A 26,090-nucleotide genomic window follows, 5' to 3' on the forward strand; every position below is an offset into this window, starting at 1 on the left:
CGGAAATCGGACGGGGCAGCGAGCGCCGGTCGGCGCCGGGCAGCGGCCTGGAGGCACGGCTAGCGTTGGTGCCGTGACCTCCGTGGACGACGTGGCCGGTCCCGACGACCTGCCCTTCCGGACCGACGTCGAGATCGCGCTGCTGCTGGTGTCCCGTCGGCACCGGTACGAGGGGCGACCGGCCGACGGTGCGCTGCCGGTGCGCCCGGGCGACCCCGACGAGCTGCGGGAGCGCATCGAGCTGCGCGCCGGGCTCGGCATCGTCGGGGACCGCTACTTCGGTTCCCGGGCGCACGTGCACGCCTCGGTGACGGTGTTCGGACTCGAGGCGCTCGAGGCCGTCGGGGAGACGCTCGGCGTGCCGCTCGACCCGGTGGCGACCCGGCGCAACGTGTTCCTGCGCGGGGCCGACGTCGAGGCACTCCGGGGTGAACCGTTCTCGCTCGGCACCGGTGACGGCCCCGTGCGGTTCCGCGGGTACCGGCCGGCGAACCCGTGCGCCTGGATGGACCACGAACTCGCACCCGGGGCGTTCCGGGCGATGCGCGGACGGGGCGGGGCGCGGTGCGACCCGGAGTCCGACGGCGTGCTCGGGCTCGGCGCCGCGGTGCTCCGGACGGCTCGCCCCGTGGCGCTCGCGTCGGCGTGATCCGCGGCGGCGCTGGGCTGCGATGTGTCGCGCTGCGCTCGGCCGGGGCTGCGCCGAAGCTCGGCCGGGCGGACAGTGTCGCGCGTCCGGAAGGCGCACGACGTCCGCCGGGCCGAGGCTCGGCGACGCCGGGCCGAAGCTCGGCGCCGCCGGCAGGTGCCCTACGCGGTCAGCGCGGACTCGATCGCGTCGACGAAGGCCGGCAGGTCGTCCGGGTTCCGGGAGGTGATGATCCCTCCGTCGACCTGGACCTCGCGGTCGACCCACTCCGCGCCGGCGTTCCGCACGTCGGTCTGCAGCGACGGGAACGACGTGATGGTCCGCCCGGGCAGCACGCCGGCCTCGACCAGGGTCCACGGCCCGTGGCAGATCGCGGCCACCGGCTTGTCCGCCGCGACGAACGCTGCGACGAGGGAGACGGCCTGCTTGTCGGTGCGGATCGTGTCGGCGTTGATCGTGCCGCCGGGGACCACGAGTGCGTCGAATCCCTGGGCACTGACACCGCCGATGGTGGTGTCAGGGTCGACGGTCTTGCCGGGGTCCTTGTCGCCGACGAGCGTCTGGATCGCGCCGGTCTCCTGGGCCGCCACGGTCACGGTCGCGCCGCGTTCCCGGAGCTGCTCCACGGGCACGACGATCTCGTCCTGCTCCACGCCGTAGTTCGTCGCGATGACGAGGATCTTCTTGCCGTCCAGGGTTGCCATGGTCGCTCCTTCCGCGGCCCGGTGGTTCCGGCCGCACCACTCCACCGTGGTCGGGCGACCCCGGACGCGTCCGCAGGAATCAGCCGGCGCTCAGCCGCGGATGCGGAAAGCGGCTCCCTCGGGTTCGACCGTCACGCCGTCGTACCCCGCGACGCGGGACAGCCCGGCGGTGACGTCCGCCTCGAGCGCGCCGACGACGACCGTGGTGGCCCCGGAGGCGATCGCGGCCTCGAGCCCGGCCGGGGCGTCCTCGAACGCGACGCACTCGCCCGGGTCCACGCCGAGCAGCGCAGCACCACGGAGGTACCCGTCCGGGTGCGGCTTGCCGTGCTCGACGTCCTCGGAGGCGACGACCGCGGCGGGTACGTGCACCCCGGCGGCACGCATCCGGTTCACGGCGAGGTCGCGCGGTGCACTCGTCACGAGGGCGACCGGCACCCCGGCGTCGACCAGACGGGCCACGAAGGCGGCGGCGCCGGGGACCTCGAGGATGCCGTCGACGTTGTCCACCTCGGCCGCGATCATCTCGTCGACGATGCGGTGCTGCTCGGTGTCCTCGAGGTCCGGCAGGAAGTGCCGCACGGTGTCGATCGTCTGCCGGCCGTGCGAGAACGCCAGGATCGTCTGCGGGTCGATGTCGTGGCGCTGCCCGAACCCGGTCCAGGCGGCCTCGACCACCGCCGTCGAGTCGACGAGCGTGCCGTCCATGTCGAAGAGGACCCCGGACGCCACGATGTCGATCACGCGCCCGACCCTAGCGTGTGTGCCACGCCCCGGGCGTCCCGCGCCGAGACTCGGCCCCGGCGACACTCCTCGGGGCCCGGGGCACGAGCGGTGTCGCTCAGCCCGAGTCTCGGGCCGCGTCCGCACCGCCGGCCGCGCCGGGGGCGCCGGCGCGCACGAACCGCGTGAGCAGCACGTCCCCGTCACCGCGGAGCACGTGCGCGGGACGCATCCGCCGGAGCGACGGCGACGACCCGCGCGCGATCCGCGGCGCAGCGCCACCCTCGAGCGACGGGTCGACCGTCAGGGTGAGCTCGTCCACCAGGTCCGCCGCCACGAGCGCCCCGAAGAACGTCGGGCCGCCCTCGCAGTGGATCGCCCCGAGACCGCGCGCGACCAGGGCGTCCCGCACGAGCACGGCGTCGACCTCGTCCGGCGAACCCGCCGCGCTGCACGGCACGACGTCCGCCACCGCCGACAGCGCCGCAGCGCGCGGGGAGTCCGCCGCGGCCGCCGACGTCAGCACGATCGGCCGGACCGGTGCCGCGGTGAACACCCGGGAGTCCGCGTCGAGGGACAGGGACCCCGACATGATCGCGAACACCGGGTGGTCGGGGAGCCCGTGCTCCCGGCGCCACGCCACGTCGGCGTCGTGCAGGACCATCGGCCCGTAGCCCTCGTCCCGGACGGTCCCGGCGGCCACCAGCACGACCGACGCCGTCCTCCGGAGCAGGTCGAACACCCGCAGGTCGTCGGGTCCGCCGAGCTCCCCGGTGAGCCCGCCGGCAGCAGCGGCACCGTCGAGGGTCGTCACGAAGTTCACGCGGAGCCAGGGGTCCCCGACACCGTCGGCGTACAGCGCGAGCAGCTCGTCGTCGGACAGGTCCGCGATCGTGGGCGGCAGCGGGTTCACGTGTTGTGCACCGCCTCGACGGGGGCCCGCCACCCGAGGGTCGCCTCGACCATCCGCATCGCGTCGACGCTCTCGACGACGTCGTGCATCCGGACGATCCGGGCACCGAGCATCGCGCTCACCGTCGCGACCGCGAGCGACCCGGCCAGGCGTTCGCCACGTGGACGTCCGAGCGACTCCCCCACGAAGTCCTTGTTCGACACCGCCGCGAGCACCGGGTAGCCGAGCGCGACGACCTCGGGCAGCCGCCGGGTGAGTTCGAGCGTGTGCACGGTGTTCTTGTTGAGGTCGTGCCCGGGATCGACGATGATCCGCGCGTCCGGGATGCCCGCGGCGAGCGCGCGGTCCACCCGCTCCCGCAGGAATCCGACGATCGCCCCCGTCACGTCGTCGTACCGGGGCGGCTCGGGCAACCGCTGCCGTGGCGGCGCGGTCGAGTGCGTGATCACGATCGTCGCGTCCGAGTCCGCGACGACGGACGCCATCCGCGGGTCGGACAGGCCGGTCGTGTCGTTGACGACGCTCGCACCGGCCTCGATCGCGGCCGCAGCGACCTCGGGCCGGAAGGTGTCGACGCTGATCGTCACGTCGGACTCCTGGGCGAGCTGCCGGACGACCGGGACGACACGGTCGATCTCGTCCACCGCGGGCAACTCGGGACCCGGTGCGAACTTCACGCCGCCGATGTCGACCCAGTCGGCGCCCTGCTCGGCGGCGCGGACCGCGGCCTCGACCGCGCGGTCCAGCTCGAACGTCGCACCGCGGTCGTGGAACGAGTCCGGCGTGCGGTTCACGATCGCCATCACGGCGACCCGGTGGTCGAAGTCGAACGTCCGGCGTCCGATGGTGCGGACGGGGTCGCGCAGGTCGGGCACGACCCAGCCGGGTCCGGGGACGCCCTGGAGGCCCGGTACGGCCCGCTCGGTCGTCATGCGTCCGCCTCGTGGCCGGGTGCAGCGGTCGGGACCGCGCGTGTGGCGGCTCCGGCACCGATCAGCGCGATCGCCTCGGCGCGTCCCGCCGGCTCCGCCAGCGTGCCGGTGGCGGCCACCGTCACGGTCGTCGAGCCCGTCTGTCGTTCGCCGCGCGTCGTCACGCACTGGTGCTGGGCGTCCAGGACCACCAGGACCCCGAGTGCCTCGAGCCCCTCCGCGATGGTCGCCGCGACCTGCTCGCCGAGGCGCTCCTGCAGTTGCGGGCGGGACGCGACGGCGTCGAGCACGCGGGACAGGGTCCCGAGGCCGATCAGGCGCTCGCCCGGGGCGTACGCCAGGTGCGCGACCCCGAGGAAGGGCAGGAGGTGGTGTTCGCACACCGACCGGAACCGGACGTCGCGCACGATGACGAGCTGACCGCGGTCGCCGTCGTCGGCGTGCACGGTGCCGTCGCGGGCGATCGCCACCGCGTCCGTCCCGATCCCGACGAAGAACTCCGAGTAGGCGTCGGCGACCCGGGAGGGTGTCCGCTCGAGCTCGGGGCGGTCCGGGTCCTCCCCGATGCCCAGCAGGAGTTCGCGCACGGCGGCCTCGACGCGGGCACGGTCCATGCGTGACGTCACGTACCCATCCAACACCAGCCCGGGCAGGGCAACGCGAGCGGTCTCGCGGCGTGACGTACCCCGACTGGCCGAGCCGCGCCTCCCGGCGGTCCGCTGAGCGGATGCTGTGACACGCCGGAAACCCAGCGTCCTTTAACCTTGATCGGTGAGCGCCCCGCAGACCGACACCACCCCCCGGAACCGCTTCGCGACCGGCCTCGACCGCTTCTTCTCGATCACGCACCGCGGGTCGACCATCCCCCGCGAGATCCGCGGAGGACTCGTGTCCTTCGTGACCATGGCGTACATCGTCATCCTCAACCCGCTCATCCTCGGTGGGTTCAGCCAGGACCAGGCGCCGCAGGACGTCCTCGGCGGCTGGCTGCAGAACGCCCAGGTCGCCGCGGCCACCGGCCTCGTCGCCGGACTCATGACGATCGCGATGGGTCTCATCGCGAACCTGCCGTTCGGCATCGCGGCGGGGCTCGGGATCAACTCGTTCCTCGCGGTCAGCGTCGTCCACCAGGTCACCTGGGCGGAGGCGATGGGCCTCGTCGTGATCAACGGCGTGGTCATCGTGATCCTCGCACTCACCGGCATCCGGACCATGATCTTCACCGCCGTCCCGCCGCAGCTCAAGGCCGCGATCACGGTCGGCATCGGCCTGTTCATCGCGTTCATCGGCCTCGTCGACTCCGGGTTCGTGCGCACGACGAAGAACGCCTCGCCGCCCCTGCAGCTCGGCGAGGACGGCTCCGTCGCAGCCTTGCCGACGATCGTGTTCCTCATCGGTCTCGTGGTCATCGGCACGCTGATGGCCCGCAAGGTCAAGGGCGCGCTGCTCATCGGGATCGTCGCGACCACGATCATCGCGATCATCCTGCAGGCGATCTACAAGGTGCCGACCTCGGTCAGCTCCCCGACCGGCTGGAACCTCAACGCGCCGGGTCTGCCGAGCGCGCTCTTCGCCGTGCCCGACCTCTCGCTCGTCGGGCACGCGGACGTCTTCGGCGCCTTCACCCGCATCGGCCCGATCGCCGCGTCCATGCTCGTCTTCACCCTCGTGTTCACGAACTTCTTCGACGCCATGGGCACGATGACCGGGCTTGCGAAGGCCGCCGGCGTCGCCCACCCGGACGGCACGTTCCCGCGACTGAAGTCGGCACTCGTCGTCGAGGGCGCCGGTGCGATCGCCGGTGGCGGTGCCTCGGTGTCGTCGAACACCGTGTTCATCGACTCCGCCGCGGGCATCGGCGAGGGCGCGCGCACGGGCATGGCCTCGGTCGTGACCGGCCTGCTGTTCCTGGCGTCGATGTTCCTCACGCCGCTGACCCAGGTCGTCCCGCTCGAGGTCGCCGCCGCCGGGCTGGTCGTCGTCGGTGCGCTCATGGTCGCGCAGGTGAAGGACATCGACTGGACCGACTTCGGTGCGGCGCTGCCGGCGTTCCTGACGATCGTGATCATGCCACTGACCTACTCGATCGCGAACGGCATCGGTGCGGGCTTCATCAGCTGGGTGCTCATCAAGCTGCTGTCCGGCCGCGGGCGCCAGGTCTCGTGGCTGCTGTACGTGGTGGCGGCGGGCTTCCTGCTGTACTTCGCGCGCGGGCCGCTGGAGGCGCTGCTCGGCGTCGGCTGAGGCGCGGCCGGGGTCGCGCCCGGGCTGCTCGGTGCGGGCTGCTCGGCGCGGACTGCTCGGCGCGGACTGCGCTCGCGGAGGACGAATCGCCTCGAACCACGGAATCCCGCGGTTCGAGGCGATCTGCGTTGTGCACAGGCGCTTACGCGCCCGACCCGCTCCAGCCTGGAGGCGCGGCGTCAGTCCGGCAGATCGGCCGGCGTCGCCTCGTGGTGCCGTCGGTCCGCGGTGCGCCGGTCCTCCTTCATGCCCGCCTCGAACAGGTGCTTCCGCCCCTGCACGAGCTCGTCGCGCGCGGTGCGCTCGAGCTCCTTCGCGAGGGCGTAGTACCCCTCGTCGTAGTCCTCGACGATCTGGAACGTCCACCGCCCCGCGATGACGTTGCGGCCGATGAGCTCGGTGTCGATCCGGTCCGCGAGCTCGGTGTGACCGGCGTCCCGGAGTTGCTCGACGGCTTCGCCGAGGTTCAGGTCGGCGCTTCCGGTGAGCCGGTGGAAGCCGTACAGCAGCCCGCGGGCGTGCTCGATGACCTCGATCGCGGCCGACAGTGTGCCGAGCGCCTCGACCGTCGCGTCCGACACCCCCTCGGGGACTCGGTGCTGCTCGTCGGGGCCCTGCGCGTCGTCGCGTCCTACGTCCGTCATGGTTCCCGTCTACCGGACGGCGGCTGTGGGTGACCGTCCCAGCGCGACCGGTGCGCGGGCCGGCCACGACGCGCCGACGGTCGACGAGCCTGTTGCGACGGTTCGGATCCCGACCTAGCATTCGAACACACGTTCGAACGGAGGATCCCGATGATGGTCATCGACACGGCCGCCACGGTCTGGTGGTCCGACGGCGTCCCCACGCGGATGGTCTGGGCCGGACGCCGCTGGCGGGTGAGCGACACACCGACCCGGTTGACGGTGACACGCGCCGAACTCCCGACCGCGATCACGCACGCGCCGGAACGGACCGTGGGCTGGCGCTTCCAGGTCACGGCGGACGACCGGGAGACCCTCGTGGTGGACATCGTCCCCGAGGGTGGCGGCTGGGGAGTCGCCCGGACGTGGACGTGAACGCCACGGACCGCTACCGTCCCGACATGACCAGGTGGGTCGCGCTGCTGCGCGGAGTGAACGTCAACGGCATCACGATCAAGAGCGCCGACCTGGCGTCGCTGTTCCGGGAGCGCGGCTACCAGGACGTGAAGACGGTCCTCGCGTCGGGCAACGTGGTGTTCACGGCGGACGGCGCGCTGGCGGAGCTCAAGTCGACCATCGAGTCGGCACTCCGTGACCGGTTCGGCTACGACGCGTGGATCGTGCTCGTCCCGCACGACGCTCTGGCCGCGATCCTCGACGGGTTCCCGTTCGGGTCCGCCGAGGACCGCCACGACTACGTCGTCTTCGGCTCCGAGGACGCCGTGCTCGACGACCTCCTCGACGACCTGCGGCTCGACGACTCAGTCGAGCGGGTCGCCCGCGGCGCCGGAGTCGTCTACTGGTCGTGCCCGAAGGGCGCCAGCACGGACACGGTGTTCGCGAAGCGCGCCGGCGCCGCCCGCTTCAAGCGGACGACGACGACCCGCAACGCGAACACGCTCCGGAAGCTGCTCTGACCGGACGGGCAGCCGCGCCCGTCAGGCGCGCACCCGTCAGGCGGTCGCCTCGTCGGGCTCCAGGTCCCGGTCGAGGGAGATCGTCGGGATCGACGCGGTGATGACCGACCCGTCCGCGCGGAGCGTGCCCTGGATGTCGCTGGTGGTCGGCGCACGCCCGGACATCCGCGGCCCCTGGTGCGGCAGTGGCACGACGGTCGGCTCGCCGGTGGTGACGTCCCACTGCTGGTTGTGCACCCAGGCCGTGAACCCCGACCCCGTCTCGACCGTGAAGGTCATCGTGGCCTGCTCGAGGTCGACGCGGATCCGCGAGCCCTTGACCGTGATCCGGTAGGTGATGCGCTCCCAGTCGCGCGGCAGACGCGGGTTGAAGGTCATCCGGCCGCCGTGGTCCCGCATGCCGCCGAACCCGTTGACGACTCCGCCCCAGATCCCGCCCGTGGAGGCGATGTGCACACCGTCGGTGGTGTTGCCGTGCAGGTCCGCCAGGTCGACGTAGAGCGCCGTCTGGAAGTACTGCAGCGCCAGGTCGTGGTAGCCGACCTCGGCCGCCATGATCGACTGCACGACCGCCGACAGCGTCGAGTCGCCCGTGGTGAGCGCGTCGTAGTAGTCGAAGTCCCGACGCTTCTCGGCAGCGGTGAACTCGTGCCCCTGCAGGAACAGCGCAAGCACCACGTCGGCCTGCTTGAGCACCTGGAACCGGTAGATGACCAGCGGGTGGTAGTGCAGGAGCAGCGGCCGCTTGCTCTCCGGGGTGTTGTCGAGGTCCCAGAGCTCCTTGTCGAGGAACTGGGCGTCCTGCGGGTGGATGCCGCGGTGCGGGTCGAACGGGATCTCCATCGACTCGGCGGCGTACTCCCAGTCGGTGATCTCCTGCGCCTGCAGCCCGGTGCGCCGCACCATGCGGTCGTACTCCTCCGGGTCGTCGACGGCGAGCTCCCGGCAGGCGTTGACCGCGAACCACAGGTTCGCCCGGGCCATCACGTTCGTGTAGAGGTTGTCGTCGACGACGGTGGTGTACTCGTCCGGACCGGTGACGCCGTCGATGTGGAACTTCTGGTCGCCGTTCGACCGCCAGAACCCGAGGTCCTCCCACAGGCGCGCGGTCTCGACGAGGATGTCGATCGCCCCGCGCTTCAGGAACTCGCGGTCGTCGGAGGCACGGACGTACTGCATGAGGGCATGCGCGATGTCGGCGTCGATGTGGTACTGCGCGGTGCCGGCGGCGTAGTAGGCGCTGGACTCCTCGCCGTTGATCGTCCGCCACGGGAAGAGCGCGCCGTGCTGGTTCAGCTCACGAGCCCGCGACCGAGCCGCGTCGAGCATGTTGTAGCGGAACCGGAGGGCGTTCCGCGCGACGATCGGCGCCGTGTACGACAGGAACGGCAGGACGTAGATCTCCATGTCCCAGAAGTAGTGGCCGCCGTACCCGGAGCCGGTGACGCCCTTCGCCGCGATGCCGTGGCCGTCGGTGCGGGCCGTGGCCTGCGCGAGCATGAACAGGTTCCAGCGCACGGCCTGCTGGAGCGCCGGCTGCCCGGCGATCTCGACGTCGGACCGCGCCCAGAAGTCGTCCATCCAGAGCTGCTGCTTCGCGAACGTCTCGTCGATGCTCTCGGCGTGCGCACGGTCGAGGGTGCGGTCGCAGCGGTCCGCGAGCTCCCGCGCCGGCACCCCGCGGGACGTGTGGTAGACGACGTGCTTGGTGAGCCGGATCGGCTGCCCCGCGCGTGCCTGCACCCGGTAGACGTGCTTCGCGAGGTCGTCCTCGATCGACGACGACTCGTCCCAGCTGTTCTCGGTCTCCAGGTGGTGCTCGACACCGACGCAGATCGTCATCCCGGAGCTCGCCGCCTGGTACCCGAGCAACGAACGGCCGCCGGTGCTGCGCTTCAGCTTCGGTTCGAGCACACGCTCCGTGAACGCCTCGGCCTTGCGCGGGTCGAAGGCGTTCGCCGCGGCACGCATGCCCGCGTGGTACTCGTCCTGCACGTCCTGCCGGTTGAGGATCTGGCTGGACAGCAGGATCGAGGCGTCCGCGTCGAGCACGGTCACCTCGTAGTCGATGACCGCCAGGTGCCGGTCGGTGAACGACACCAGACGCCGCGAACGGATCAGCACCCGCTTGCCGGACGGCGTCGACCACTCGGTCTCGCGGGAGAGGTACCCACCGCGGAAGTCGAGCCGCCGGGTGTGCCGGAGGATGTCGGCCTCGGCCAGGACGAGCGGCTCGTCGTCGACGTACAGCCGGATCACCTTGGCGTCGGGCGCGTTGATGATGGTCTGCCCGGTCTTGGCGAAGCCGAAGGCGTCCTCGGCGTGCCGGATCGGCCAGGTCTCGTGGAAGCCGTTGATGTACGTGCCGTACTGCACGCCGCCGCGGCCCTCGTCGAGGTTGCCGCGCAGGCCGAGGTACCCGTTGCCGACGGCGAAGTTCGTCTCGGCGACGCCCTGCTCGTCCGGCGTGTACTCCGTCTCGACGAGTGCCCACTCGTCGATCGGGTAGCGGACGCGGTCCAGCGGGTCGGAGGTGATGGGGTTCATGGTGCTCCGTGGGAAGGGAGGGGTCGTGGGGGTGGGTCGGGGTCGGCCTGGAGGCGCTGCCCGCCTCGGCCGCCCGGCCTAGGCCGTGCTCGTGGCCGGTTCCGGCAGCTCGTGCACGAGTTCGTCGAGGTCGCTGACCACGACGTCGGCGCCGTGCGCACGCAACGCGTCGGCACCCGCCCCGCGATCGACGCCGATGACGAGGCCGAACGAACCGTTCCGCCCGGCCTCGACACCGCTCGTGGCGTCCTCGACGACGACGCACTCGGCCGCGGTGAGCCCGAACCGGCCCGCCGCGTCGAGGTAGGTGTCGGGAGCGGGCTTGCCGGCGAGGCCATCCTGCCGCGCGACCAGTCCGTCCACCACGACCGGGAACCGGTCGAGGATGCCGGCAGTCCGGAGCACCTGGGTCGCGTTCGCGGAGCTCGAGACCACCGCGACCGACACCCCGGCGGCCATCGCGGCGTCGAGGAACCGGAGCGAACCGGGGTACGGCTCGACGCCGTGCTCGGTCAGCTCGGCCGTGAACTCGGCGTTCTTCCGGTTGCCGAGCCCGCACACGGTGTCGGCGTCCGGCGCGTCGTCGGGGGTGCCCTCCGGCAGGTCGATGCCGCGCGACCCGAGCAGGGATCGCACACCGTCGTAGCGGGGCTTGCCGTCGATGTACGCGAAGTAGTCGTCCTGCGTGTACGGGTCGACCCCGTGCTCGGCCAGGTACGGCGTGAACAGCCGGCTCCAGGCACGCATGTGCACGTCAGCGGTCGGGGTGAGGACACCGTCGAGGTCGAACAGGAGCGCTCGCTGGTCTGCGAGTCGCGCGGGGGTGCGCCGGTCCTGCGTCGTCATGTGCAGCCCTCCAGGGACGGGGTGGTCGACGTTGCTTCCGGACGAGTCTAGGACCGCTCCAGGCCCGGTGCTGAGCCGCGCCGTCGCCTGTGGAAAGTGTTCACACAGTCGTTCGCTGTGGAGGGATCACCGCAGGCCCCGCGCCGTCGCCACCACGACGTCCAGCTCGTCGAGGACCGCACCGAGGCCCTGGTCCGGACCACCGACCCGGGTGAGGCGCTCGCGCGTCGCGAGGAACGCCTCCAGTTCGACCAGGACGTCCACCATCCGGTCCCCGCCCAGATCGCCGTGCACCCCGGTACCCGCCGCCGCCCGGGCGGCGAACCGCCGGTCCGCCTGGGCCGCGTCGGCCCACAGCGCCCACTCGACGAACACCGAGTCCTCGTCCGCGGCGAGCGCCGCGAGTTCGTCGACGAACGCGGCGGAGCGGGCGTACTGCGGCACGACGACGTCCCGGCCGGAGCGCAGGTGCACGCGCATCGCCGCGGTCGCCATCCCGCGCGCGGCGATCCCGGCCGGACGGAGGGCCGCCTGCCAGCCGCCGATCATCGACCGCAGCACGTCGATGTCCAGGGCGACGGGCATCGACGCCGCGTGCCGCTCGACCCAGGCGCGCGCGACCGTCGACTTCCCGCTCGCCGGGATCCCGTTCAGGTGCAGCAGGACCGCCGTCACTGCAGCCCTCGGACCCACTCCTCGATCGCCGCACTGATCTGCTGCCGGGCGTCGGACCGCGAGATCGTCGCGGTGTCGTCCCCCGGCTGGTCGCCGTACGCGCCGAAGTCGGCGTGGTTCGACCCGTCGATCTCGGTCATGGTCGCGGTGGACGGCAGCAGGTGACGCGCGGCCGACACCTTCGCCGGAGTGGAGAGCCCGTCGCGCGATCCGGACACGCTCAGGACGTCGATGTACGACCGGCTGATGTCGTTCGCGCAGTAGCTGCCGAGCAGGAGCAGGCCGTCGGCGTCCGGCGCCAGCTGGCAGGCCCGGACGCCGCCGAGCGAGTGCCCACCGACCGCCCACGTCGAGACGTCCGGAGCGTGCGCCTCGAACGTGGCGAGCGGACGGGTGTCGAAGAACGCCAGGTGCAGCGTCGGCTTCGTGATGACCACGGTCGTGCCCGCGGCGACCACCTGCCGGAACGTCGCCATGTAGGCGTAGGGGTCCACCTTCGCGCCGGGGATGAAGACGATGCCCTTCCCGTCGGCGGTGCCCGTCGGGGTCATCACCACCGAGTCCCCGGCGTCACGGACGGTGACGCGGTCGTCGCGCCAGACCTGCAACGCAGCACTGCGGGTGCCCTGCATGACGATGTTCGCCCAGACGAGGAAGACCACCGCGACGAGGACGACCACGGCGACGACCCACGCGGTCCAACGGAGTGCACGGTTCACGGTCGTCCTGCTTCCTGCGGCCGTCGGGCCGTCACGGTGAGCCAGCGCTCCTCGGCGCCGGGGCGGGTGGTCTCGCGGACGACGACGTCGGTCCAGCCGCTCCGCTCGACGGCGGCGGACAGGGCGTCCTCCGTCCAGTAGGTGAAGTGCCGGGGCCGGTCGAGCTTGCGACTGCTCCAGGCCTCGCCGTCACCACGCTTGAGGGTCGCCGCGAGGACCCCACCCGGGCGGACCGCTCGGCGGGCGCGGTCGACGACGGCCGGCAGGGCCTCGCGGTCGACGTGCAGCAGGACGGCGTTGGCGAACACGGCGTCGTAGGGAGCAGGGTCCGCGTCGGGCCGGAAGTCGTCGTCGCGCAGGTCGAGCACGCGCGCGTCGTGGCCGGCGGCCCGCAGCGCGTCGACGAACGCGCGGGCCCCGTCCGTACGCATGACGACGAGCCCCGCTGCCTCGAGCGCGAGGGCGTCGCGTCCGGGTCCGGACCCGAGCTCGAGGACGTGTGCGCCCGCGGGGACGAGCGCGAGCAGGTCGTCGACGAGCCCGGCACGGTGGTCGTCGGTGCGCTCGGCGTACGCGTCAGCCCCGTGCTCGTACGCGGCGAGGGTCCGCTCCGGGGTGAGGTCCCGGCGCATCAGGACCTCGTGCCGACCGTCGGGCGTCGGGTCGCCGGGCTCGTCGAGGGCGGTGAACCCCCGTCGCTCGTAGGCCCGGCGGGCGACCACGTTGTCCGGCATCACCGAGAGCTCGAGCACGGCGGCACCGGTACCGGCTGCCCAGTCGGCGACCGTACGGATCAAGGCGGTCGCCACACCGCGGTCGCGGGCGGCCGGGTCGACCCACATCGAGATGAGTTCGGCGCGCTCGGGGTCGTCGACGTCCGGGACACCGGTGGCCATGCCGACCGCGTCGTCCCCGTCGTACGCGACGAGGTCGAGCGCCCCGGGGGTCGAGAGCCGCGTCCGCCAGCGGTGCTCCGGCGCGTCCGCCCAGTCGGCGAGCGTCGATCCGAAGGCCCCCGGCGAGTCGGCGAGTGCGGCCAGACGGACGGGACGCCAGGCCGCCCAGTCGTCGGCGGTCACCCGGCGCAGCTCGATGCTCACGCGTCCGACGCTACCGCCGGAGGTGCGCGCGGGTGCGGGCGCCGGGCGGTGAGGGTTCGGGGCGCCGGTGGCGGAGCGCTCGGTGAGCAGAAATCGTCGGGAGGCGGATGCCCACCCGACGATTGCTGCTCACGAAGCGAGCCCGCGCACGCAGCACCCGCCCGCGAGACGGCGCGCGCGTGCGCGCGCCCGCGCCTCAGACCCCGGCGGACGCCGTGATCGCGGCACGCAGCTCAGCGGCCGCCGCACCCACGTCGGGCGCACTGTAGATCGCGCTCCCGGCCACGGCGATCAGCGCGCCGGACTCCTGCACCGCTCGGATCGAGGACGCGTTCACGCCGCCCGCGATCGAGAACGGGACACCCGACTCCTTGCCGGCGTCGAGCAGGGTCGAGAACGTGAAGCCGTCCTCCGCCTGCTCGTCGAGCCCGGCGTGGACCTCGACGAACTCGGCGCCGAGCGCGACGACCTCGCGGGCACGGGCGGCCTTGTCGGCGACACCGATCAGGTCGACGACGATGCCCTTGCCGTGCTTCTCCGCGGCCGTGACGGCACCGACGATCGTGGAGTCGCCGGCGACACCGAGGACGGTGACGAGGTCAGCACCCGCCGCGAACGCGATGTCGGCCTCGAGCTCGCCGGCGTCCATCGTCTTGAGGTCGGCGAACACGGTCTTGTCCGGGTGCGCCTGCTTGACGGCGGTGACGGCGGACAGCCCGGCGCTCTTGATGAGCGGCGTGCCGAGCTCGAGGACGTCCACGTACGGTGCGGCCGCTGCGGCGAGCTCGAGGGCGGCTTCGGTGGTCAGGGTGTCCATCGCGAACTGGATCTGCATGGTGGTGCCTTTCATTCGAGGTTGGCGTGTCGGGGCCAGAGGTCGTCGGCGGTCTGCCCGCCCCGGGCCCAGAGGGTGTGGAACAGGGCGTCCCCGACGAGTGCGACGGCCTGTTCGAACAAGCTGCCGGCGTACTGGGCGGACGCGGTCCCGGAGCGGTCGGTCTTCGTCGCGGCCGGGAGCACGAGGGTGACGTCGGCGACCTCCGACAGCGGGGAGTCGTCCGTCGTGGACAGTGCGACGACGGACGCGCCGACGTCGTGGGCGGTGCGGGCCGCCTGCACGATCCCGGTCGTCGTCCCGGAGCCGCTCGCGACGAGGAGCACGTCCCCGGAGCGGATCGCCGGGGTGGTGACCTCGCCGACGACGTGCACGTCACGGCCGAGGTGCATGAGCCGCATCGCCGTCATCCGGAGCGCGAGCCCCGAGCGTCCCGCGCCGTGCACGAACACGCGGTGACCGCGGTCGAGCAGGTCGAGCGCGCGTTCGGCGGCGTCGCCGTCGAGGCGGTGCGCGACGTCGGCGGCCTCCCGGACGACGAGGTCGAGCGCTGCGGTGACGGTGGGTTCTGCCATGCGGGCAAGCCTGGTGCGCGCGTCTCCGTCGCGCCGCTACCCGGCACGGCGGGCGTCCCGTCCGATCGGACGGGCCCGCCCATCCGGGTGGGACGGGTACCGTCGACCGCATGGACGCAGCAGACGACGGCCTGGAGGCCCGGCGCGGCCCCGCCAGTCGGCTCGCCGCCTCGGACCATGCCCGGACCGTCGCCGAACAGGCCGACCGGCACGCACTCACCCTGGAGTCGGTGCTCGCCGTCCTGCGCTCGCCGCGCGTCTCCGACGCGGCCGCGCGCGCCGAGGCCGTCGAGATCGCCTCGGCGGCCCTGGTCGACCTGCGGACCGTGACCGACCAGCAGCGCAGCACGCTCCTCGAACCCGTGACCGGGGCGTTCTCCCGGCTCCGCGCCGACCTGCGCCCGCTCGTCCGGTTCGGCGACCTCGACGTGCAGTTCGTCGAACCGCCCACGACCGGACGTGCCCTGCCCGGCGACGTCGCGCACGCCGCCCGGGCCATCGTCCGGACCGCCGTGCTCGCCCTCGTCGACGGGGGTGCGGCGAAACGCGTCCGCATCCAGTGGGACTGCGACGGACGGAACCTGCTCATGCAGCTCCGCGACGATGGTTCCGGCACGCTCGACGTGCACGACGACGCGATGCGGCCGATCGCGGAGCGGGTCGTCACGCTCGACGGCCGGGTGCAGGTGTCGAGCACGCCCGGATGGGGCTCGGTCCTCGACATCACGTTGCCGCTCGATCCGTCCCCCGCCGAGGTCGACGCCCCCGACGACGGCGGGCTCACCCCACGGGAACGCGACGTGCTGCGGCTCGTGGCCACCGGCGTCGGGAACCGCGAGATCGCCGACGGCCTCGGGATCACCGTGAACACGGTCAAGTACCACGTGGCGAACCTGCTCCGGAAGCACGGCGCCCGCACCCGCGCCGAGCTCGCCGCGTTCAGCTCCCGGGCGTGATCACCCGGCGGGACTGAACCGGTACCCCATGCCCGACTCCGTGACGAGGTAGCGCGGGTGCGAGGGGTCGGGCTCGAGCTTCCGGCGCAGCTGCGCCATGTAGAGCCGCAGGTACCCGGAGTCGCTGCCGTGCGTCGGTCCCCACACCTCGGTGAGGAGCATCTCCCGCGTCATCAGTCGGTCAGGGTTCGTCACCAGGACCTCGAGCAGCCGCCACTCGGTCGGGGTCAGCCGGATCGCCGGTCCCTGTTCCGGCGTCACCTGCTTCGCCACGAGGTCCACGACGAGCGAGCCGATCGCCACGGTCGGCGACGCCCCGGCCGCTGCCGTCGCCGCCACCTGCCGACGCCCCAGGGCGCGGAGCCGGGCGAGGAGTTCGTCCATCTGGAACGGCTTCGTGACGTAGTCGTCGGCGCCGGCGTCGAGCGCGTCGACCTTGTCGGAGGAGTCGGTGCGCCCGGACAGCACGAGCACGGGCACCTGCGACCAGGCCCGCACACCCTCGAGCACCCCGATGCCGTCGAGCCGCGGCATGCCGAGATCGAGGAGCACGAAGTCGGGCCGCTCCGTGATGACGGCGTCGATCGCGGCGCGGCCGTCTCGCGCGGTGACGACGTCGTACCCGCGTGCGGCGAGCGTGACGGCCAGGGCGCGGACGAGCTGGGCGTCGTCGTCGACGATCAGGACCTTCATCGGATCTCCACTCCCACGTGTCCGGCGATCGGCAGCCGCACGACCACGGTCAGCCCACCGCCGGGGGTGTCGTCGACCTCGATCGTGCCGCCCATCCCCTCGGTGAAGCCCCGGGCAAGGGCGAGGCCGAGCCCGAGCCCGGTGTCGTTGTCGGTGTCGCCGAGGCGCTGGAACGGCTGGAACACCTCGCCGCGCCGGTCCGCCGGGATCCCGGGGCCGTGGTCGGCGACGCGGAGCTCCACCCCGCCGCCGAACGCGCTCGCGGCGACCCGCACCTTCGTACCGTCGGGGGCGTACCGCATCGCGTTCGCCAGCAGGTTCACGACGACGCGCTGCAGGAGCACGGCGTCCGCGAGCACCGGCGGCAGGTCGGGCGGCAGGTCGAGGTCGACGTCGTCCGGCCCGGCCTCGAGTTCGTCGAGCGCCGGGGCGACCACCGTCTCGAGGGCGATCGCCACCGGGGTGACGGCGAGCACCCCGGCCTGCACCCGACTGACGTCCAGCAGGTCGGCCAACAGCACCGCCAGTTGACGCAGGCTCTCGTCGGCGGTGGCGAGCAGCGCCTCCCGGTCGGGTTGCGACAGCTCGATGTCGGACGCACGCAGCGTCTGCACGGCCGCCGACGCGGCCGCGATCGGCCGCCGGACGTCGTGTCCGACGGCCGCCAGGATGGCGCTCCGCACGCGGTCCGCCGCGGCGATCCGCTCGGCGTCGATCGCGGTGCGCGTCAGTTCGCGGTGCTCGACGGCGGCGTCGAGCTGCTGCTCGACGACCCGCAGGAGTCGGCGTTGGGTCGGGTCGTCGGGTGCGCCGGCGAACTCGAGGACGGCACCGGACGGGAGGCTCGTGGCCGCGTCCGGCGCGTCGCCGAACGTTCCCGACGAGGCCGGGACCTCGTCGCCCTGCCGGATCCGGACGCCGGCGAACCCGAAGGCCTCGCGGGTCCGGTCGAGCAGCGCCTGGAGGGCGTCGTCGCCGCGGAGCACGCTGCCGGCGATCCCGACGAGGAGCCCCGACTCCGCAGCCGCCCGCCGAGCCGCCCGCGACCGACGGGCCGAGCGGTCCACCACGAAGCTGACCAGCACCGCGCTGACGACGTACATGACGAGGGCGACCAGGTGCCACGGCTGCTGCACGGTGACCATGTAGAGGGGTTGCACGAAGAAGAAGTCGAGGCTCAGTCCGGAGAGCACGGCGGCGAACACCGCCGGCCACATGCCGCCGACGAGTGCCACGACGAGCACGAGCAGCTGGTACGCGAGCACGTCGACCGTGATCGCGTCCGGATCCTTCCCGAGCGAGAGCAACCAGGTCAGGAGCGGCCCGGCGACCAGGGACAGCACGAACGCCGCGACGATCCGGGCCCGCGACAGGCTCCCGCCGAGCCGGGGCAGCGCGAACCCACCGCCCGCGCGCTCGTGGGTGACCACGTGCACGTCGATGTCGCCGGACTCGCGGACCACGGTGCTGCCGATGCCCGGGCCGGTGAGCGCTGCCGCGAGGCGACTCCGACGGCTCACCCCGATGACGATCTGGGTCGCGTCGATCGACTTCGCGAAGCGCACGAGCGTCGTCGGCACGTCGTCCCCGACCACCTGGTGGTACGTCCCGCCGAGCTGCTCGAGCAGGGTCCGCTGTTTCCCGAGCGCGCCCGGGTGGCGTTCGCGGAGGCCGTCGTTCGTGGTGACGTGCACCGCGGCCAGTTCCCCGCCGGCGCTCCGGGCCGCGATCCGTGCCCCCCGACGGAGGAGCGTCTCGCCCTCCGGGCCCCCGGTCAACGCGACGAGCACCCGTTCTCGGGTCTCCCACCGGTGGTCGATGCCGTGCTCGGCGCGGTACGCCTTCAGGGCGTCGTCGACCTCGTCGGCGAGCCAGAGCAGGGCGATCTCGCGCAGGGCGGTGAGGTTGCCGAGCCGGAAGTAGTTCGACAGTGCCGCGTCGATCCGGGCCGCCGGGTAGACCAGCCCGTCCGAGAGCCGCTCGCGGAGGGCCGCCGGCGCCAGGTCGACCACCTCGATCTGGTCCGCAGCGCGCACCACGGCGTCGGGGACGGTCTCGCGCTGGACGGTGCCCGTGATCTCACGGACGACGTCCCCCAGCGACTGCATGTGCTGCACGTTCACCGTCGAGATGACGTCGATGCCCGCGTCCCGGAGCGCCTCGACGTCCTGCCAGCGCTTCTCGTGCGGGCCGTCGGGGGCGTTCGTGTGCGCGAGCTCGTCGACGAGGGCGACGTCCGGGTTCCGCCGCAGGACCGCCTCGAGGTCGAGGTCGTCGAGTTCGACGCCGCGGTGGGACACGGTGCGGCGGGGCACCACCTCGAGGCCGTCGACCAGCGCGGCGGTGGCGGCACGACCGTGGGTCTCGACGACGGCGACGACCACGTCCCGACCCTCGTCGAGCAGGCGACGCCCTTCCTCGAGCATCGTGAACGTCTTCCCGACGCCGGGCGCTGCACCGAGCAGGACCCGCAGTTTGCCGCGCTTCACGGGCTCATCCTCTCGCGTGTCAGGTCGCCGGGCGGAACGTCGGACCACGCTTCCGACGTCGAACCGGCGATCGAGCGTGGTTCGACGCCGGGAACGTGGTTCGACGGCACCGTCAGGACTGCTTCGCGAGCGCCAGGTTCAGCTCGAGGACGTTCACCACGGGCTCCCCGAGGAACCCGAGCTGCCGTGCCTCGGTGTGCTGCTGCACGAGCTGCCGGACGGCGGACTCCGACAGCCCGCGGGCGGCGGCCACCCGGGACACCTGCTCGAGCGCGTACGCCGGGCTGATGTCCGGGTCGAGGCCGGAGCCCGACGCGGTCACGGCGTCGGCCGGCACCGACGACTCGGGGACGCCGTCCGCCTTCGCCACTGCGGCCTTGCGCTCCTCGATCGCCTTCAGGAGGTCGGGGTTCGACGGGCCGAGGTTCGAGCCGGACGAGGCACCGGCGTCGTAGCCCTTCTCCCCCGCGGCGCTCGGCCGCGACTGGAACCACCGGTCAGCGTCCTTCCCGGTGAAGGACTGCCCGATCAACGAGGAGCCGACGACCGTGCCGTCGGAGGACTGCACCGGCGAGCCGTTCGCCTGGGCTGGGAACACCCCCTGCCCGACGCCCCAGACGGCAAGCGGGTACGCGATGCCGAGCACCACGGTGGACAGCAGGGTGAGGCGGACCGCGACACCGAGCGAGCGGAGGGACGAACGAGATGTTGATGCCATGACTAGAACCCCGGGATGAGACCGACGACGAGGTCGATCGCCTTGATGCCGATGAATGGGACGATCACGCCGCCGAGCCCGTAGACGAGCAGGTTGCGGCCGAGGATCGACGACGCCGATGCTGCGCGGTACCTGACGCCGCGCAGCGACAGCGGGATGAGCGCCACGATGACGAGCGCGTTGAAGACGACGGCGGACAGGATCGCCGACGAGGGACTGTGCAGCCCCATGATGTTCAGCGCCGCCAGACCGGGGAACGCGATCTGGAACATCGCGGGGATGATCGCGAAGTACTTGGCGATGTCGTTCGCGATCGAGAAGGTCGTGAGCGCCCCGCGGGTGATGAGCAGCTGCTTGCCGATCCGGACGACGTCGATGAGCTTCGTCGGGTCGGAGTCGAGGTCGACCATGTTGCCGGCCTCCTTCGCCGCGGTCGTCCCGGTGTTCATCGCGACGCCGACGTCCGCCTGCGCCAGGGCCGGGGCGTCGTTCGTGCCGTCGCCCGTCATCGCGACGAGGTTGCCGCCCTCCTGTTCGCGCTTGATGTACGCGAGCTTGTCCTCCGGGGTGGCCTCGGCGAGGAAGTCGTCCACGCCGGCCTCGTGCGCGATGGCCGCGGCAGTGCGCGGGTTGTCGCCGGTGATCATCACCGTGCGGATGCCCATCTCGCGGAGCTCCGCGAACCGGGCTGCCATGCCGTCCTTCACGACGTCCTTGAGGTGCACGACGCCGAGCAGTTCCACGACGCCACCGGCCGAGCGGCGGCCGACGACGAGCGGCGTCCCACCCTGGTCGGAGATCTCCGCGACGGTGGCGTCGATGGCCGAGACGACACCGGCGTCGGGGGTGTCCGCCCAGGCGAGCACTGCGGCCGCGGCGCCCTTCCGGATCTGCGAGCCGTCCGGCAGGTCGAGGCCCGACATGCGCGTCTGGGCCGTGAACGGCACCTCGACCGTCCCGGACGGCAGCGCCGGCGTCACCCCGGCGTCAGCAGCCAGCGACACGATCGAGCGACCTTCGGGCGTGGAGTCCGCGGCGCTCGACAGCGCAGCGGCCTCCATGAGCACGGCCTCGCTCACGCCCGGAACCGGCACGACGCGGGACGCCCGCCGGTTGCCGTACGTGATCGTCCCGGTCTTGTCGAGCAGCAGGGTCGTGATGTCCCCCGCTGCCTCGACCGCGCGGCCGGACATCGCGAGGACGTTGTGCTGCACGAGCCGGTCCATGCCAGCGATGCCGATCGCGGAGAGCAGCGCGCCGATGGTGGTCGGGATGAGGCAGACGAGCAGGGCGATGAGCACCGTCACGCTGACGGTGGCCCCGACGAGTCCGGCGATCGGCTGCATGGTCAGGCAGACGATGACGAAGACGATCGACAGGGACGCCAGCAGGATGTTCAGCGCGATCTCGTTCGGCGTCTTCTGCCGTGCGGCGCCCTCGACGAGCCGGATCATCCGGTCGATGAAGGTCTCGCCCGGTGTCGACGTGATGCGCACCACGATCCGGTCGGACAGCACCCGGGTCCCGCCGGTGACGGCACTGCGGTCGCCGCCGGACTCCCGGATGACGGGGGCGGACTCGCCGGTGACGGCGGATTCGTCGACGGAGGCGATGCCGTCGACGACGTCCCCGTCGCCGGGGATCACCTCGCCGGCGACGACGACGACGAGGTCGCCCTTCGCGAGGTCGACCGAGGCGATGTCCTCGGTCGCGGCCGACAGGGCCGCTGGGTCCGCCGGGTCGTAGCCGAGCACGCGGCGAGCGCTGGTCGTCGACCGGGTCTTCCGCAGGGTGTCGGCCTGCGCCTTGCCACGGCCCTCGGCCACCGCTTCGGCCAGGTTGGCGAAGACGACGGTGAGCCACAGCCACACCGCGATGGCCGCGGTGAAGACGGACGGTTCGACGAAGGCGGTCGCGGTGGTCAGCGCCGCACCGATCTCGACGATGAACATGACGGGGTTGCGCCACATCAGTCGCGGGTCGAGTTTCCGCAGGGCGCCCGGGAGGCCCGCCACGAGTTGACGGGGTCCGAAGGCGGACGAGCGAGTGGCCGGCCCGGAGGCGGTGCTCGCCTCGTGCTCGGAGGTCGCGGTGGTCATGGCTGCGTTCTTGGACATCGACGAGGCTTTCATCGGACGAGGGCTTCTGCGAGCGGGCCCAGTGCGAGCACCGGGAAGTACGTGAGCGCGGAGACGACGATGGCGACGCCGCCGAGCAGCACGATGAAGAGCGGTCGGTGGGTGGGCAGGGTGCCCGCGGTCTCCGGCACCCGGTCCTGCGAGGCGAACGACCCGGCGAGCGCCAGGACGAACACCATCGGCACGAACCGGCCGAGCAGCATCACGACGCCGAGCGCGGAGTTCATCCACGTGGTGTTCGCGGTGAGCCCGCCGAACGCGGAACCGTTGTTGTTCGCCCCGGAGGTGAACGCGTACAGCAGTTCCGACAACCCGTGGTTGCCCGGGTTGAAGATCGACGTCCCGACGACCTGCTCGCGGACGCCCGGGATCACCAGGGACAGTCCGGTGCCGAGCAGCACGAGGGTCGGCGTCACGAGGACGTAGAGCGACGCGAAGGTCATCTCGCGGGCGCGGATCTTCTTGCCGAGGTACTCGGGGGTGCGGCCGACCAGGAGCCCGCCGATGAAGACCGTGATGACGGCGAGGACGAGCATCCCGTAGAGGCCGGAGCCGACACCGCCCGGGGTGACCTCGCCGAGCATCATGTTGACGAGCGCCATCATCCCGCCGATCGGCGTGAAGCTGTCGAACATGCCGTTCACGGCGCCCGTGGACGTCGCGGTCGAGGTGGTGCCGAAGAGCGTGGTGCCGAGGATGCCGAAGCGCATCTCCTTGCCCTCGAGCGCGGCGCCGGCGGCCTGGGTGGCGCTGCCGCCCGTGCCGAGTTCGGCGATCGACATGACCGAGAGCGACACCAGGAAGATCGCGCCCATCACCGCGAGGATCGCGTAGCCCTGGCGGTCGTCGTCCACCATGCGGCCGAAGGTGCGCGGCAGCGAGAACGGGATGACGAGCATGAGGAAGACCTCGACGAGGCTGGTCCACGCCTGCGGGTTCTCGAACGGGTGCGCCGAGTTCGCGTTGAAGTAGCCGCCGCCGTTCGTGCCGAGTTCCTTGATGGCCTCCTGCGAGGCGACGAACCCGTCCGGGATGTGCTGCGTGCCGCCGACCAGGGTGGTGACGTCGGTGCCGCTGCCCCACGACTGGATGACCCCGCCGGCGATCAGGACGATCGCGAAGACGAAGGCTCCGGGGAGGAGCAGACGGCCGACGCCGCGGACGACGTCCACCCAGACGTTGCCGAGGGTGCCGGAGCGTCGACGGGCGAACCCGCGGACGAGGGCGACGGCGACCGCCAGACCGACCGCGGCGGAGAGGAAGTTCTGCACCGCCAGTCCGGCCATCTGCACGGTGTAGCCGACGGTGACCTCGGGCGAGTAGGACTGCCAGTTCGTGTTCGCGACGAAGGACGCCGCCGTGTTGAACGCGAGCGACGGGCCGACGTTCGGCAGCCCGAGGTCGCCGGGGAGCACGACCTGGATGCGCTGCAGCAGGTAGACGAGCAGCACGCCGACGGCGCTGAAGAGCAGCACGCCCCGGAGGTACGCGGGCCACGACTGCTCGGCGTCCGGGTCGACGCCGATCACCCGGTAGACCAGGCGCTCGACGCGGGCGTGCCGCACCGGGGTGAACACCCGCGCCACCCAGTCGCCGAGCGGGCGGTAGGCGACGACGAGCAGCAGGACGAGCGTGGCGACCTGGACGATGCCCGCCCAGACGTCCGCGGAGCCCATCAGAACCGCTCCGGGTGGACCAGGGCCCAGACGAGGTACACGATTGCGGCGATGCCGAGGACGGCGGCCGCGATGGTGATGCCGATCACAGCCGTTCCACCCCCTTGGCGATCAGTGCCACCACGCCGAACACGGCGAGGACACCGGCGACGACGAAGACGTCGAACACGAGGGACTCCAGAAGTTCACGGGGTCCGCGCCGGGCGACGCGGACGGCACCACGGGTGGTGCCGAACCGATGGTGGGTCCTGCGCCGCGCCTCCAGGCCGGTCCTGACGGATCCCTAACGCGCTCCTGACGGACGCATGCGCGTCACTAACGGGCGCTCGCTCCGCGCAGCCGTCGGGCCAGGGCGGCGGTGGCCTCACGGAGCTCGTCCGGACCCTCCACCGTGAAGTCCACCGCGGCCGCGGCGAACGCTGCGGCGAGGCCCTCCCACGACCAGGAACCGCGCGTGAGCCGGCAGCGTGCCGGTCCGAGGGACTCGAGTTCGGCGTCCGCCGGCAGGTACGGAGCGACGGTCTGCGCGGCGACCTCGAGCACGGCGGTGCCGACGCAGGGCCAGACGTCGCCGCCGGTGGAGCCCTTGAACCGTGCCGACACGAAGGCCACCGGATCGCCGCCGGGGACGGGGCGGGGCACGAACGCGACCCGGGTCCGCATCCGCGGGGAGATCCGGTCGACCCGGTGGGTGCGCCAGTCCTCGCGGTCGAGGTCCCAGTCGAGGAGGTACCAGCGGCCGTTCCGGGCGACGACCGCGTGCGGCTCCACCCGGTGCGGCCGTTCGTCGTCGCCGTAGCCGAAGCGCAGGACCTCACGGAGGTGCACCGCCTCGCTCACCGCGACGAGGACGTCCGGATCGGTGCGGACGCTGCCGGTCGCGGTCACGGCCTGCACGGCGTCGACCCTCGAGCGGAGCCGCGACGGCATCACCTGCCGGACGGTCGCGAGGGCGCGCGCTGCCGACTCCGCGATGTCCGCACCCGACGCCGGCGCCACGGCGAGTGCCAGGGCGATCGCGACGGCCTGGTCGTCGTCGAACAGCAGCGGCGGCAGGTCGGAGCCCGCTGCGAGGCGGTAGCCACCCGCCGGCCCGCGCAGGGACTCGACCCGGTACCCCAGTCCGCGCAGGCGGTCCACGTCGCGGCGGACCGTGCGCGGACTCACCTCGAGGCGCCCGGCGAGCTCGTCGCCCGGCCAGTCGCGGTGCACCTGGAGGAGCGACAGCAGCGCGAGCATGCGGGAGGAGGGTCCGGCCATGTCGTTCAGTATCCCCGGAGAAGCGGACATGATCTGACCGCATCGGCAGCGAGACTCGTCGCATGAGCATCGAAACGACAACCCACCTCAACTTCGACGGACAGGCCCGCGCGGCGCTGGACTTCTACGCGACGGTCTTCGGCGGCGAGGTCGCCGCGACGACCTACGGTGCCATGGGCGCGTCGCAGGACCCGGCCTGGGCGGACCGCATCGTCTTCGGACAGGTCGCCACCGACGCCGGCTTCCGGGTCATGGCGTTCGACGTCTGGCCCGACCAGCCCTACGACCAGGGCTCGAACGCCTTCTACGTGTTCGTGCACGGCGACGACGCGGCCGAGATCGAACGGTACTGGGCAGCGCTGACCGAGGGCGCCGAGATCCGCCAGCCGCTCGGCCCGACGCCCTGGGCACCGCTCGCGGGTCAGCTGCGCGACCGCTTCGGGGTCATCTGGCAGCTCGACGTCGCCCCGTCCGAGTAGGACGCCGGTGCGGCCCGGGGATCCGTCTCGGGCCGCACCGGCGTTTCCGAGCCACTTCCTCACGAAACCCGGCCACCGGTAGCGTGCCGGCATGCCCACGTTCCGCCCGATGCCCGGTTACGAGCTCGGCAGTGGCGACGCGGCCGCCCGCCGTCCTCGCTCCCGGTTCGGCCGGGTCTGGCGCTGGGCCGGACCGCCGGTCGCCCTGGCCGCGGTCATCGGCGCGGCTGCGCTGTTCCACTGGTACGCCGGCGTCGCCGACCAGGTCGTGTGGGAGTGCGCGGTGTCCAGCTGCGGGACGAACGATCCACGCTCCTTCGCCCCGGAGGGGTGCTGGGCCCTCCTGGTGCTCGCCGCCCTCGGCGTCGGACCGCTGCCGGGACGGTGGTGGTGGCGCGCGGGGCTGCTGCTCGGGTTCACCGGCAGCGCAGCGTGGTCGATCGACTTCTGGCGGATGCCGGGCATCGACCTCGGCCTGATCGTCACGCCGATCGGGACGGGGATCGTCGGCGCCGTGCTCCTGCTCTCCCGGATCGGCATCGCGATCGACCGGGCGCGTGGGCGAGCGCACACCGCTCGGCGACAGACCTGACGGCCGGGACGCGGATCCGGGCCGAGC

General features: G+C 72.4%; 27 protein-coding genes. 7 read left to right on the forward strand and 20 right to left on the reverse strand.

Features of this window, described 5'->3' with window-relative positions; genetic code table 11:
• The first annotated feature begins 73 nt into the window (after positions 1-73).
• Positions 74-649, forward strand: coding sequence for a molybdenum cofactor biosysynthesis protein (locus tag ACRQ4B_RS01915; protein ID WP_439693020.1), 576 nt, complete (start codon positions 74-76; stop codon positions 647-649).
• A gap of 161 nt (positions 650-810) precedes the next feature.
• Here ACRQ4B_RS01915 and ACRQ4B_RS01920 read toward each other — a convergent pair whose 3' ends face one another.
• From ACRQ4B_RS01920 to folE, 5 genes are all read right to left on the reverse strand, one after another.
• The gene (locus ACRQ4B_RS01920) at positions 811-1,353 is read right to left on the reverse strand and encodes a type 1 glutamine amidotransferase domain-containing protein (protein ID WP_439693021.1); all 543 of its coding nucleotides are present in this window, start codon (positions 1,351-1,353) and stop codon (positions 811-813) included.
• Between the two features lie 90 nt (positions 1,354-1,443).
• Positions 1,444-2,097 (reverse strand): HAD-IA family hydrolase, encoded by a 654-nt coding sequence (locus tag ACRQ4B_RS01925; protein WP_439693022.1) that lies wholly within the window; start codon positions 2,095-2,097, stop codon positions 1,444-1,446.
• Positions 2,098-2,194: 97 nt separating this feature from the next.
• Complete coding sequence (locus ACRQ4B_RS01930; protein WP_439693023.1) at positions 2,195-2,989, reverse strand: pyrimidine reductase family protein; 795 nt, start codon at positions 2,987-2,989, stop codon at positions 2,195-2,197.
• Entirely contained in the window at positions 2,986-3,921 is a 936-nt protein-coding gene (gene folP / locus ACRQ4B_RS01935; RefSeq protein WP_439693024.1) for a dihydropteroate synthase, read from the reverse strand. The genes ACRQ4B_RS01930 and folP overlap by 4 nt, the downstream gene beginning before the upstream one ends.
• On the reverse strand, positions 3,918-4,535 hold the full coding sequence (gene folE, locus ACRQ4B_RS01940; protein WP_439694342.1) for a GTP cyclohydrolase I: 618 nt from the start codon (positions 4,533-4,535) through the stop codon (positions 3,918-3,920). Before folE ends, folP begins: the two co-directional genes overlap by 4 nt.
• A 157-nt stretch (positions 4,536-4,692) precedes the next feature.
• Between folE and ACRQ4B_RS01945 the strand changes: the two genes are divergently transcribed.
• Positions 4,693-6,165 (forward strand): NCS2 family permease, encoded by a 1,473-nt coding sequence (locus tag ACRQ4B_RS01945; RefSeq protein ID WP_439693025.1) that lies wholly within the window; start codon positions 4,693-4,695, stop codon positions 6,163-6,165.
• Positions 6,166-6,344: 179 nt separating this feature from the next.
• On the opposite strand, the gene ACRQ4B_RS01950 is transcribed toward ACRQ4B_RS01945, so the two are convergent.
• Positions 6,345-6,809 carry a hypothetical protein gene (locus ACRQ4B_RS01950; protein WP_439693026.1) on the reverse strand — a complete coding sequence of 155 codons (465 nt, stop codon included), beginning with the start codon at positions 6,807-6,809 and terminating at the stop codon, positions 6,345-6,347.
• 150 nt (positions 6,810-6,959) lie between these two features.
• Between ACRQ4B_RS01950 and ACRQ4B_RS01955 the strand changes: the two genes are divergently transcribed.
• Together ACRQ4B_RS01955 and ACRQ4B_RS01960 are read left to right on the forward strand one after the other, a co-directional pair.
• Positions 6,960-7,223: a hypothetical protein gene (locus ACRQ4B_RS01955; RefSeq protein WP_439693027.1), complete on the forward strand. Its 264-nt coding sequence runs from the start codon at positions 6,960-6,962 to the stop codon at positions 7,221-7,223.
• Positions 7,224-7,249: 26 nt separating this feature from the next.
• Positions 7,250-7,765: a DUF1697 domain-containing protein gene (locus ACRQ4B_RS01960; protein WP_439693028.1), complete on the forward strand. Its 516-nt coding sequence runs from the start codon at positions 7,250-7,252 to the stop codon at positions 7,763-7,765.
• A gap of 36 nt (positions 7,766-7,801) precedes the next feature.
• Here the strand turns inward: ACRQ4B_RS01960 and ACRQ4B_RS01965 are convergent, their stop codons facing one another.
• The 7 genes from ACRQ4B_RS01965 to hxlB form a co-directional block, all read right to left on the reverse strand.
• The gene (locus tag ACRQ4B_RS01965; RefSeq protein ID WP_439693029.1) at positions 7,802-10,312 is read right to left on the reverse strand and encodes a glycoside hydrolase family 65 protein; all 2,511 of its coding nucleotides are present in this window, start codon (positions 10,310-10,312) and stop codon (positions 7,802-7,804) included.
• A 78-nt stretch (positions 10,313-10,390) separates the two neighbouring features.
• The gene (locus tag ACRQ4B_RS01970) at positions 10,391-11,158 is read right to left on the reverse strand and encodes an HAD family hydrolase (protein WP_439693030.1); all 768 of its coding nucleotides are present in this window, start codon (positions 11,156-11,158) and stop codon (positions 10,391-10,393) included.
• Between the two features lie 126 nt (positions 11,159-11,284).
• A complete protein-coding gene (locus ACRQ4B_RS01975; RefSeq protein ID WP_439693031.1) occupies positions 11,285-11,833 on the reverse strand; it encodes an AAA family ATPase in 549 nt (182 codons plus the stop codon).
• Positions 11,830-12,552, reverse strand: a complete 723-nt coding sequence (locus ACRQ4B_RS01980) for an alpha/beta hydrolase (RefSeq protein ID WP_439693032.1) — start codon at positions 12,550-12,552, stop codon at positions 11,830-11,832. Before ACRQ4B_RS01980 ends, ACRQ4B_RS01975 begins: the two co-directional genes overlap by 4 nt.
• Positions 12,549-13,652 carry a GNAT family N-acetyltransferase gene (locus ACRQ4B_RS01985; protein WP_439693033.1) on the reverse strand — a complete coding sequence of 368 codons (1,104 nt, stop codon included), beginning with the start codon at positions 13,650-13,652 and terminating at the stop codon, positions 12,549-12,551. The genes ACRQ4B_RS01980 and ACRQ4B_RS01985 overlap by 4 nt, the downstream gene beginning before the upstream one ends.
• Positions 13,653-13,848: 196 nt before the next feature.
• A complete protein-coding gene (gene hxlA, locus ACRQ4B_RS01990) occupies positions 13,849-14,487 on the reverse strand; it encodes a 3-hexulose-6-phosphate synthase (protein WP_439693034.1) in 639 nt (212 codons plus the stop codon).
• 11 nt (positions 14,488-14,498) lie between these two features.
• Positions 14,499-15,062 carry a 6-phospho-3-hexuloisomerase gene (gene hxlB / locus ACRQ4B_RS01995; RefSeq protein ID WP_439693035.1) on the reverse strand — a complete coding sequence of 188 codons (564 nt, stop codon included), beginning with the start codon at positions 15,060-15,062 and terminating at the stop codon, positions 14,499-14,501.
• A gap of 110 nt (positions 15,063-15,172) precedes the next feature.
• Here hxlB and ACRQ4B_RS02000 point away from each other — a divergent pair, with 110 nt between their 5' ends.
• Complete coding sequence (locus tag ACRQ4B_RS02000) at positions 15,173-16,018, forward strand: helix-turn-helix transcriptional regulator (protein ID WP_439693036.1); 846 nt, start codon at positions 15,173-15,175, stop codon at positions 16,016-16,018.
• Here the strand turns inward: ACRQ4B_RS02000 and ACRQ4B_RS02005 are convergent, their stop codons facing one another.
• The 7 genes from ACRQ4B_RS02005 to ACRQ4B_RS02035 form a co-directional block, all read right to left on the reverse strand.
• The gene (locus ACRQ4B_RS02005; protein ID WP_439693037.1) at positions 16,019-16,711 is read right to left on the reverse strand and encodes a response regulator; all 693 of its coding nucleotides are present in this window, start codon (positions 16,709-16,711) and stop codon (positions 16,019-16,021) included. It lies immediately after the preceding gene.
• A complete protein-coding gene (locus tag ACRQ4B_RS02010) occupies positions 16,708-19,200 on the reverse strand; it encodes an ATP-binding protein (protein ID WP_439693038.1) in 2,493 nt (830 codons plus the stop codon). Before ACRQ4B_RS02010 ends, ACRQ4B_RS02005 begins: the two co-directional genes overlap by 4 nt.
• 112 nt (positions 19,201-19,312) lie before the next feature.
• Positions 19,313-19,918 (reverse strand): potassium-transporting ATPase subunit KdpC, encoded by a 606-nt coding sequence (kdpC, locus tag ACRQ4B_RS02015; protein WP_439693039.1) that lies wholly within the window; start codon positions 19,916-19,918, stop codon positions 19,313-19,315.
• A 2-nt stretch (positions 19,919-19,920) separates the two neighbouring features.
• Positions 19,921-22,017: a potassium-transporting ATPase subunit KdpB gene (gene kdpB, locus ACRQ4B_RS02020; protein WP_439693040.1), complete on the reverse strand. Its 2,097-nt coding sequence runs from the start codon at positions 22,015-22,017 to the stop codon at positions 19,921-19,923.
• A 29-nt stretch (positions 22,018-22,046) separates the two neighbouring features.
• A complete protein-coding gene (gene kdpA / locus ACRQ4B_RS02025) occupies positions 22,047-23,732 on the reverse strand; it encodes a potassium-transporting ATPase subunit KdpA (RefSeq protein ID WP_439693041.1) in 1,686 nt (561 codons plus the stop codon).
• Positions 23,732-23,821 (reverse strand): potassium-transporting ATPase subunit F, encoded by a 90-nt coding sequence (locus ACRQ4B_RS02030; protein WP_439693042.1) that lies wholly within the window; start codon positions 23,819-23,821, stop codon positions 23,732-23,734. Before ACRQ4B_RS02030 ends, kdpA begins: the two co-directional genes overlap by 1 nt.
• Before the next feature lie 226 nt (positions 23,822-24,047).
• Positions 24,048-24,992, reverse strand: a complete 945-nt coding sequence (locus ACRQ4B_RS02035) for a helix-turn-helix transcriptional regulator (protein WP_439693043.1) — start codon at positions 24,990-24,992, stop codon at positions 24,048-24,050.
• 62 nt (positions 24,993-25,054) lie between these two features.
• On the opposite strand from ACRQ4B_RS02035, the gene ACRQ4B_RS02040 reads away from it, so the two are divergent.
• Positions 25,055-25,471, forward strand: a complete 417-nt coding sequence (locus ACRQ4B_RS02040) for a VOC family protein (protein WP_439693044.1) — start codon at positions 25,055-25,057, stop codon at positions 25,469-25,471.
• Positions 25,472-25,562: 91 nt separating this feature from the next.
• Entirely contained in the window at positions 25,563-26,063 is a 501-nt protein-coding gene (locus ACRQ4B_RS02045; protein ID WP_439693045.1) for a hypothetical protein, read from the forward strand.
• The last annotated feature ends 27 nt before the right edge of the window (positions 26,064-26,090 follow it).

Origin of the sequence: Curtobacterium sp. SP.BCo (assembly GCF_051903265.1) — a bacterium.
Classification (GTDB): domain Bacteria; phylum Actinomycetota; class Actinomycetes; order Actinomycetales; family Microbacteriaceae; genus Curtobacterium.

Coding starts and splice junctions, on each gene's coding strand:
- ACRQ4B_RS02035 (WP_439693043.1), bottom strand. CDS start 24,992: ATGGCCGGACCCTCCTCCCGCATGCTCGCGCTGCTGTCGCTCCTCCAG.
- kdpB (WP_439693040.1), bottom strand. CDS start 22,017: ATGACCACCGCGACCTCCGAGCACGAGGCGAGCACCGCCTCCGGGCCG.
- ACRQ4B_RS02005 (WP_439693037.1), bottom strand. CDS start 16,711: ATGAAGGTCCTGATCGTCGACGACGACGCCCAGCTCGTCCGCGCCCTG.
- ACRQ4B_RS01920 (WP_439693021.1), bottom strand. CDS start 1,353: ATGGCAACCCTGGACGGCAAGAAGATCCTCGTCATCGCGACGAACTAC.
- ACRQ4B_RS01950 (WP_439693026.1), bottom strand. CDS start 6,809: ATGACGGACGTAGGACGCGACGACGCGCAGGGCCCCGACGAGCAGCAC.
- kdpA (WP_439693041.1), bottom strand. CDS start 23,732: ATGGGCTCCGCGGACGTCTGGGCGGGCATCGTCCAGGTCGCCACGCTC.
- ACRQ4B_RS01965 (WP_439693029.1), bottom strand. CDS start 10,312: ATGAACCCCATCACCTCCGACCCGCTGGACCGCGTCCGCTACCCGATC.
- ACRQ4B_RS01960 (WP_439693028.1), top strand. CDS start 7,250: ATGACCAGGTGGGTCGCGCTGCTGCGCGGAGTGAACGTCAACGGCATC.
- ACRQ4B_RS02040 (WP_439693044.1), top strand. CDS start 25,055: ATGAGCATCGAAACGACAACCCACCTCAACTTCGACGGACAGGCCCGC.
- folE (WP_439694342.1), bottom strand. CDS start 4,535: ATGGACCGTGCCCGCGTCGAGGCCGCCGTGCGCGAACTCCTGCTGGGC.
- folP (WP_439693024.1), bottom strand. CDS start 3,921: ATGACGACCGAGCGGGCCGTACCGGGCCTCCAGGGCGTCCCCGGACCC.
- hxlB (WP_439693035.1), bottom strand. CDS start 15,062: ATGGCAGAACCCACCGTCACCGCAGCGCTCGACCTCGTCGTCCGGGAG.
- ACRQ4B_RS02000 (WP_439693036.1), top strand. CDS start 15,173: ATGGACGCAGCAGACGACGGCCTGGAGGCCCGGCGCGGCCCCGCCAGT.
- ACRQ4B_RS02045 (WP_439693045.1), top strand. CDS start 25,563: ATGCCCACGTTCCGCCCGATGCCCGGTTACGAGCTCGGCAGTGGCGAC.
- ACRQ4B_RS01970 (WP_439693030.1), bottom strand. CDS start 11,158: ATGACGACGCAGGACCGGCGCACCCCCGCGCGACTCGCAGACCAGCGA.
- ACRQ4B_RS01955 (WP_439693027.1), top strand. CDS start 6,960: ATGATGGTCATCGACACGGCCGCCACGGTCTGGTGGTCCGACGGCGTC.
- kdpC (WP_439693039.1), bottom strand. CDS start 19,918: ATGGCATCAACATCTCGTTCGTCCCTCCGCTCGCTCGGTGTCGCGGTC.
- hxlA (WP_439693034.1), bottom strand. CDS start 14,487: ATGCAGATCCAGTTCGCGATGGACACCCTGACCACCGAAGCCGCCCTC.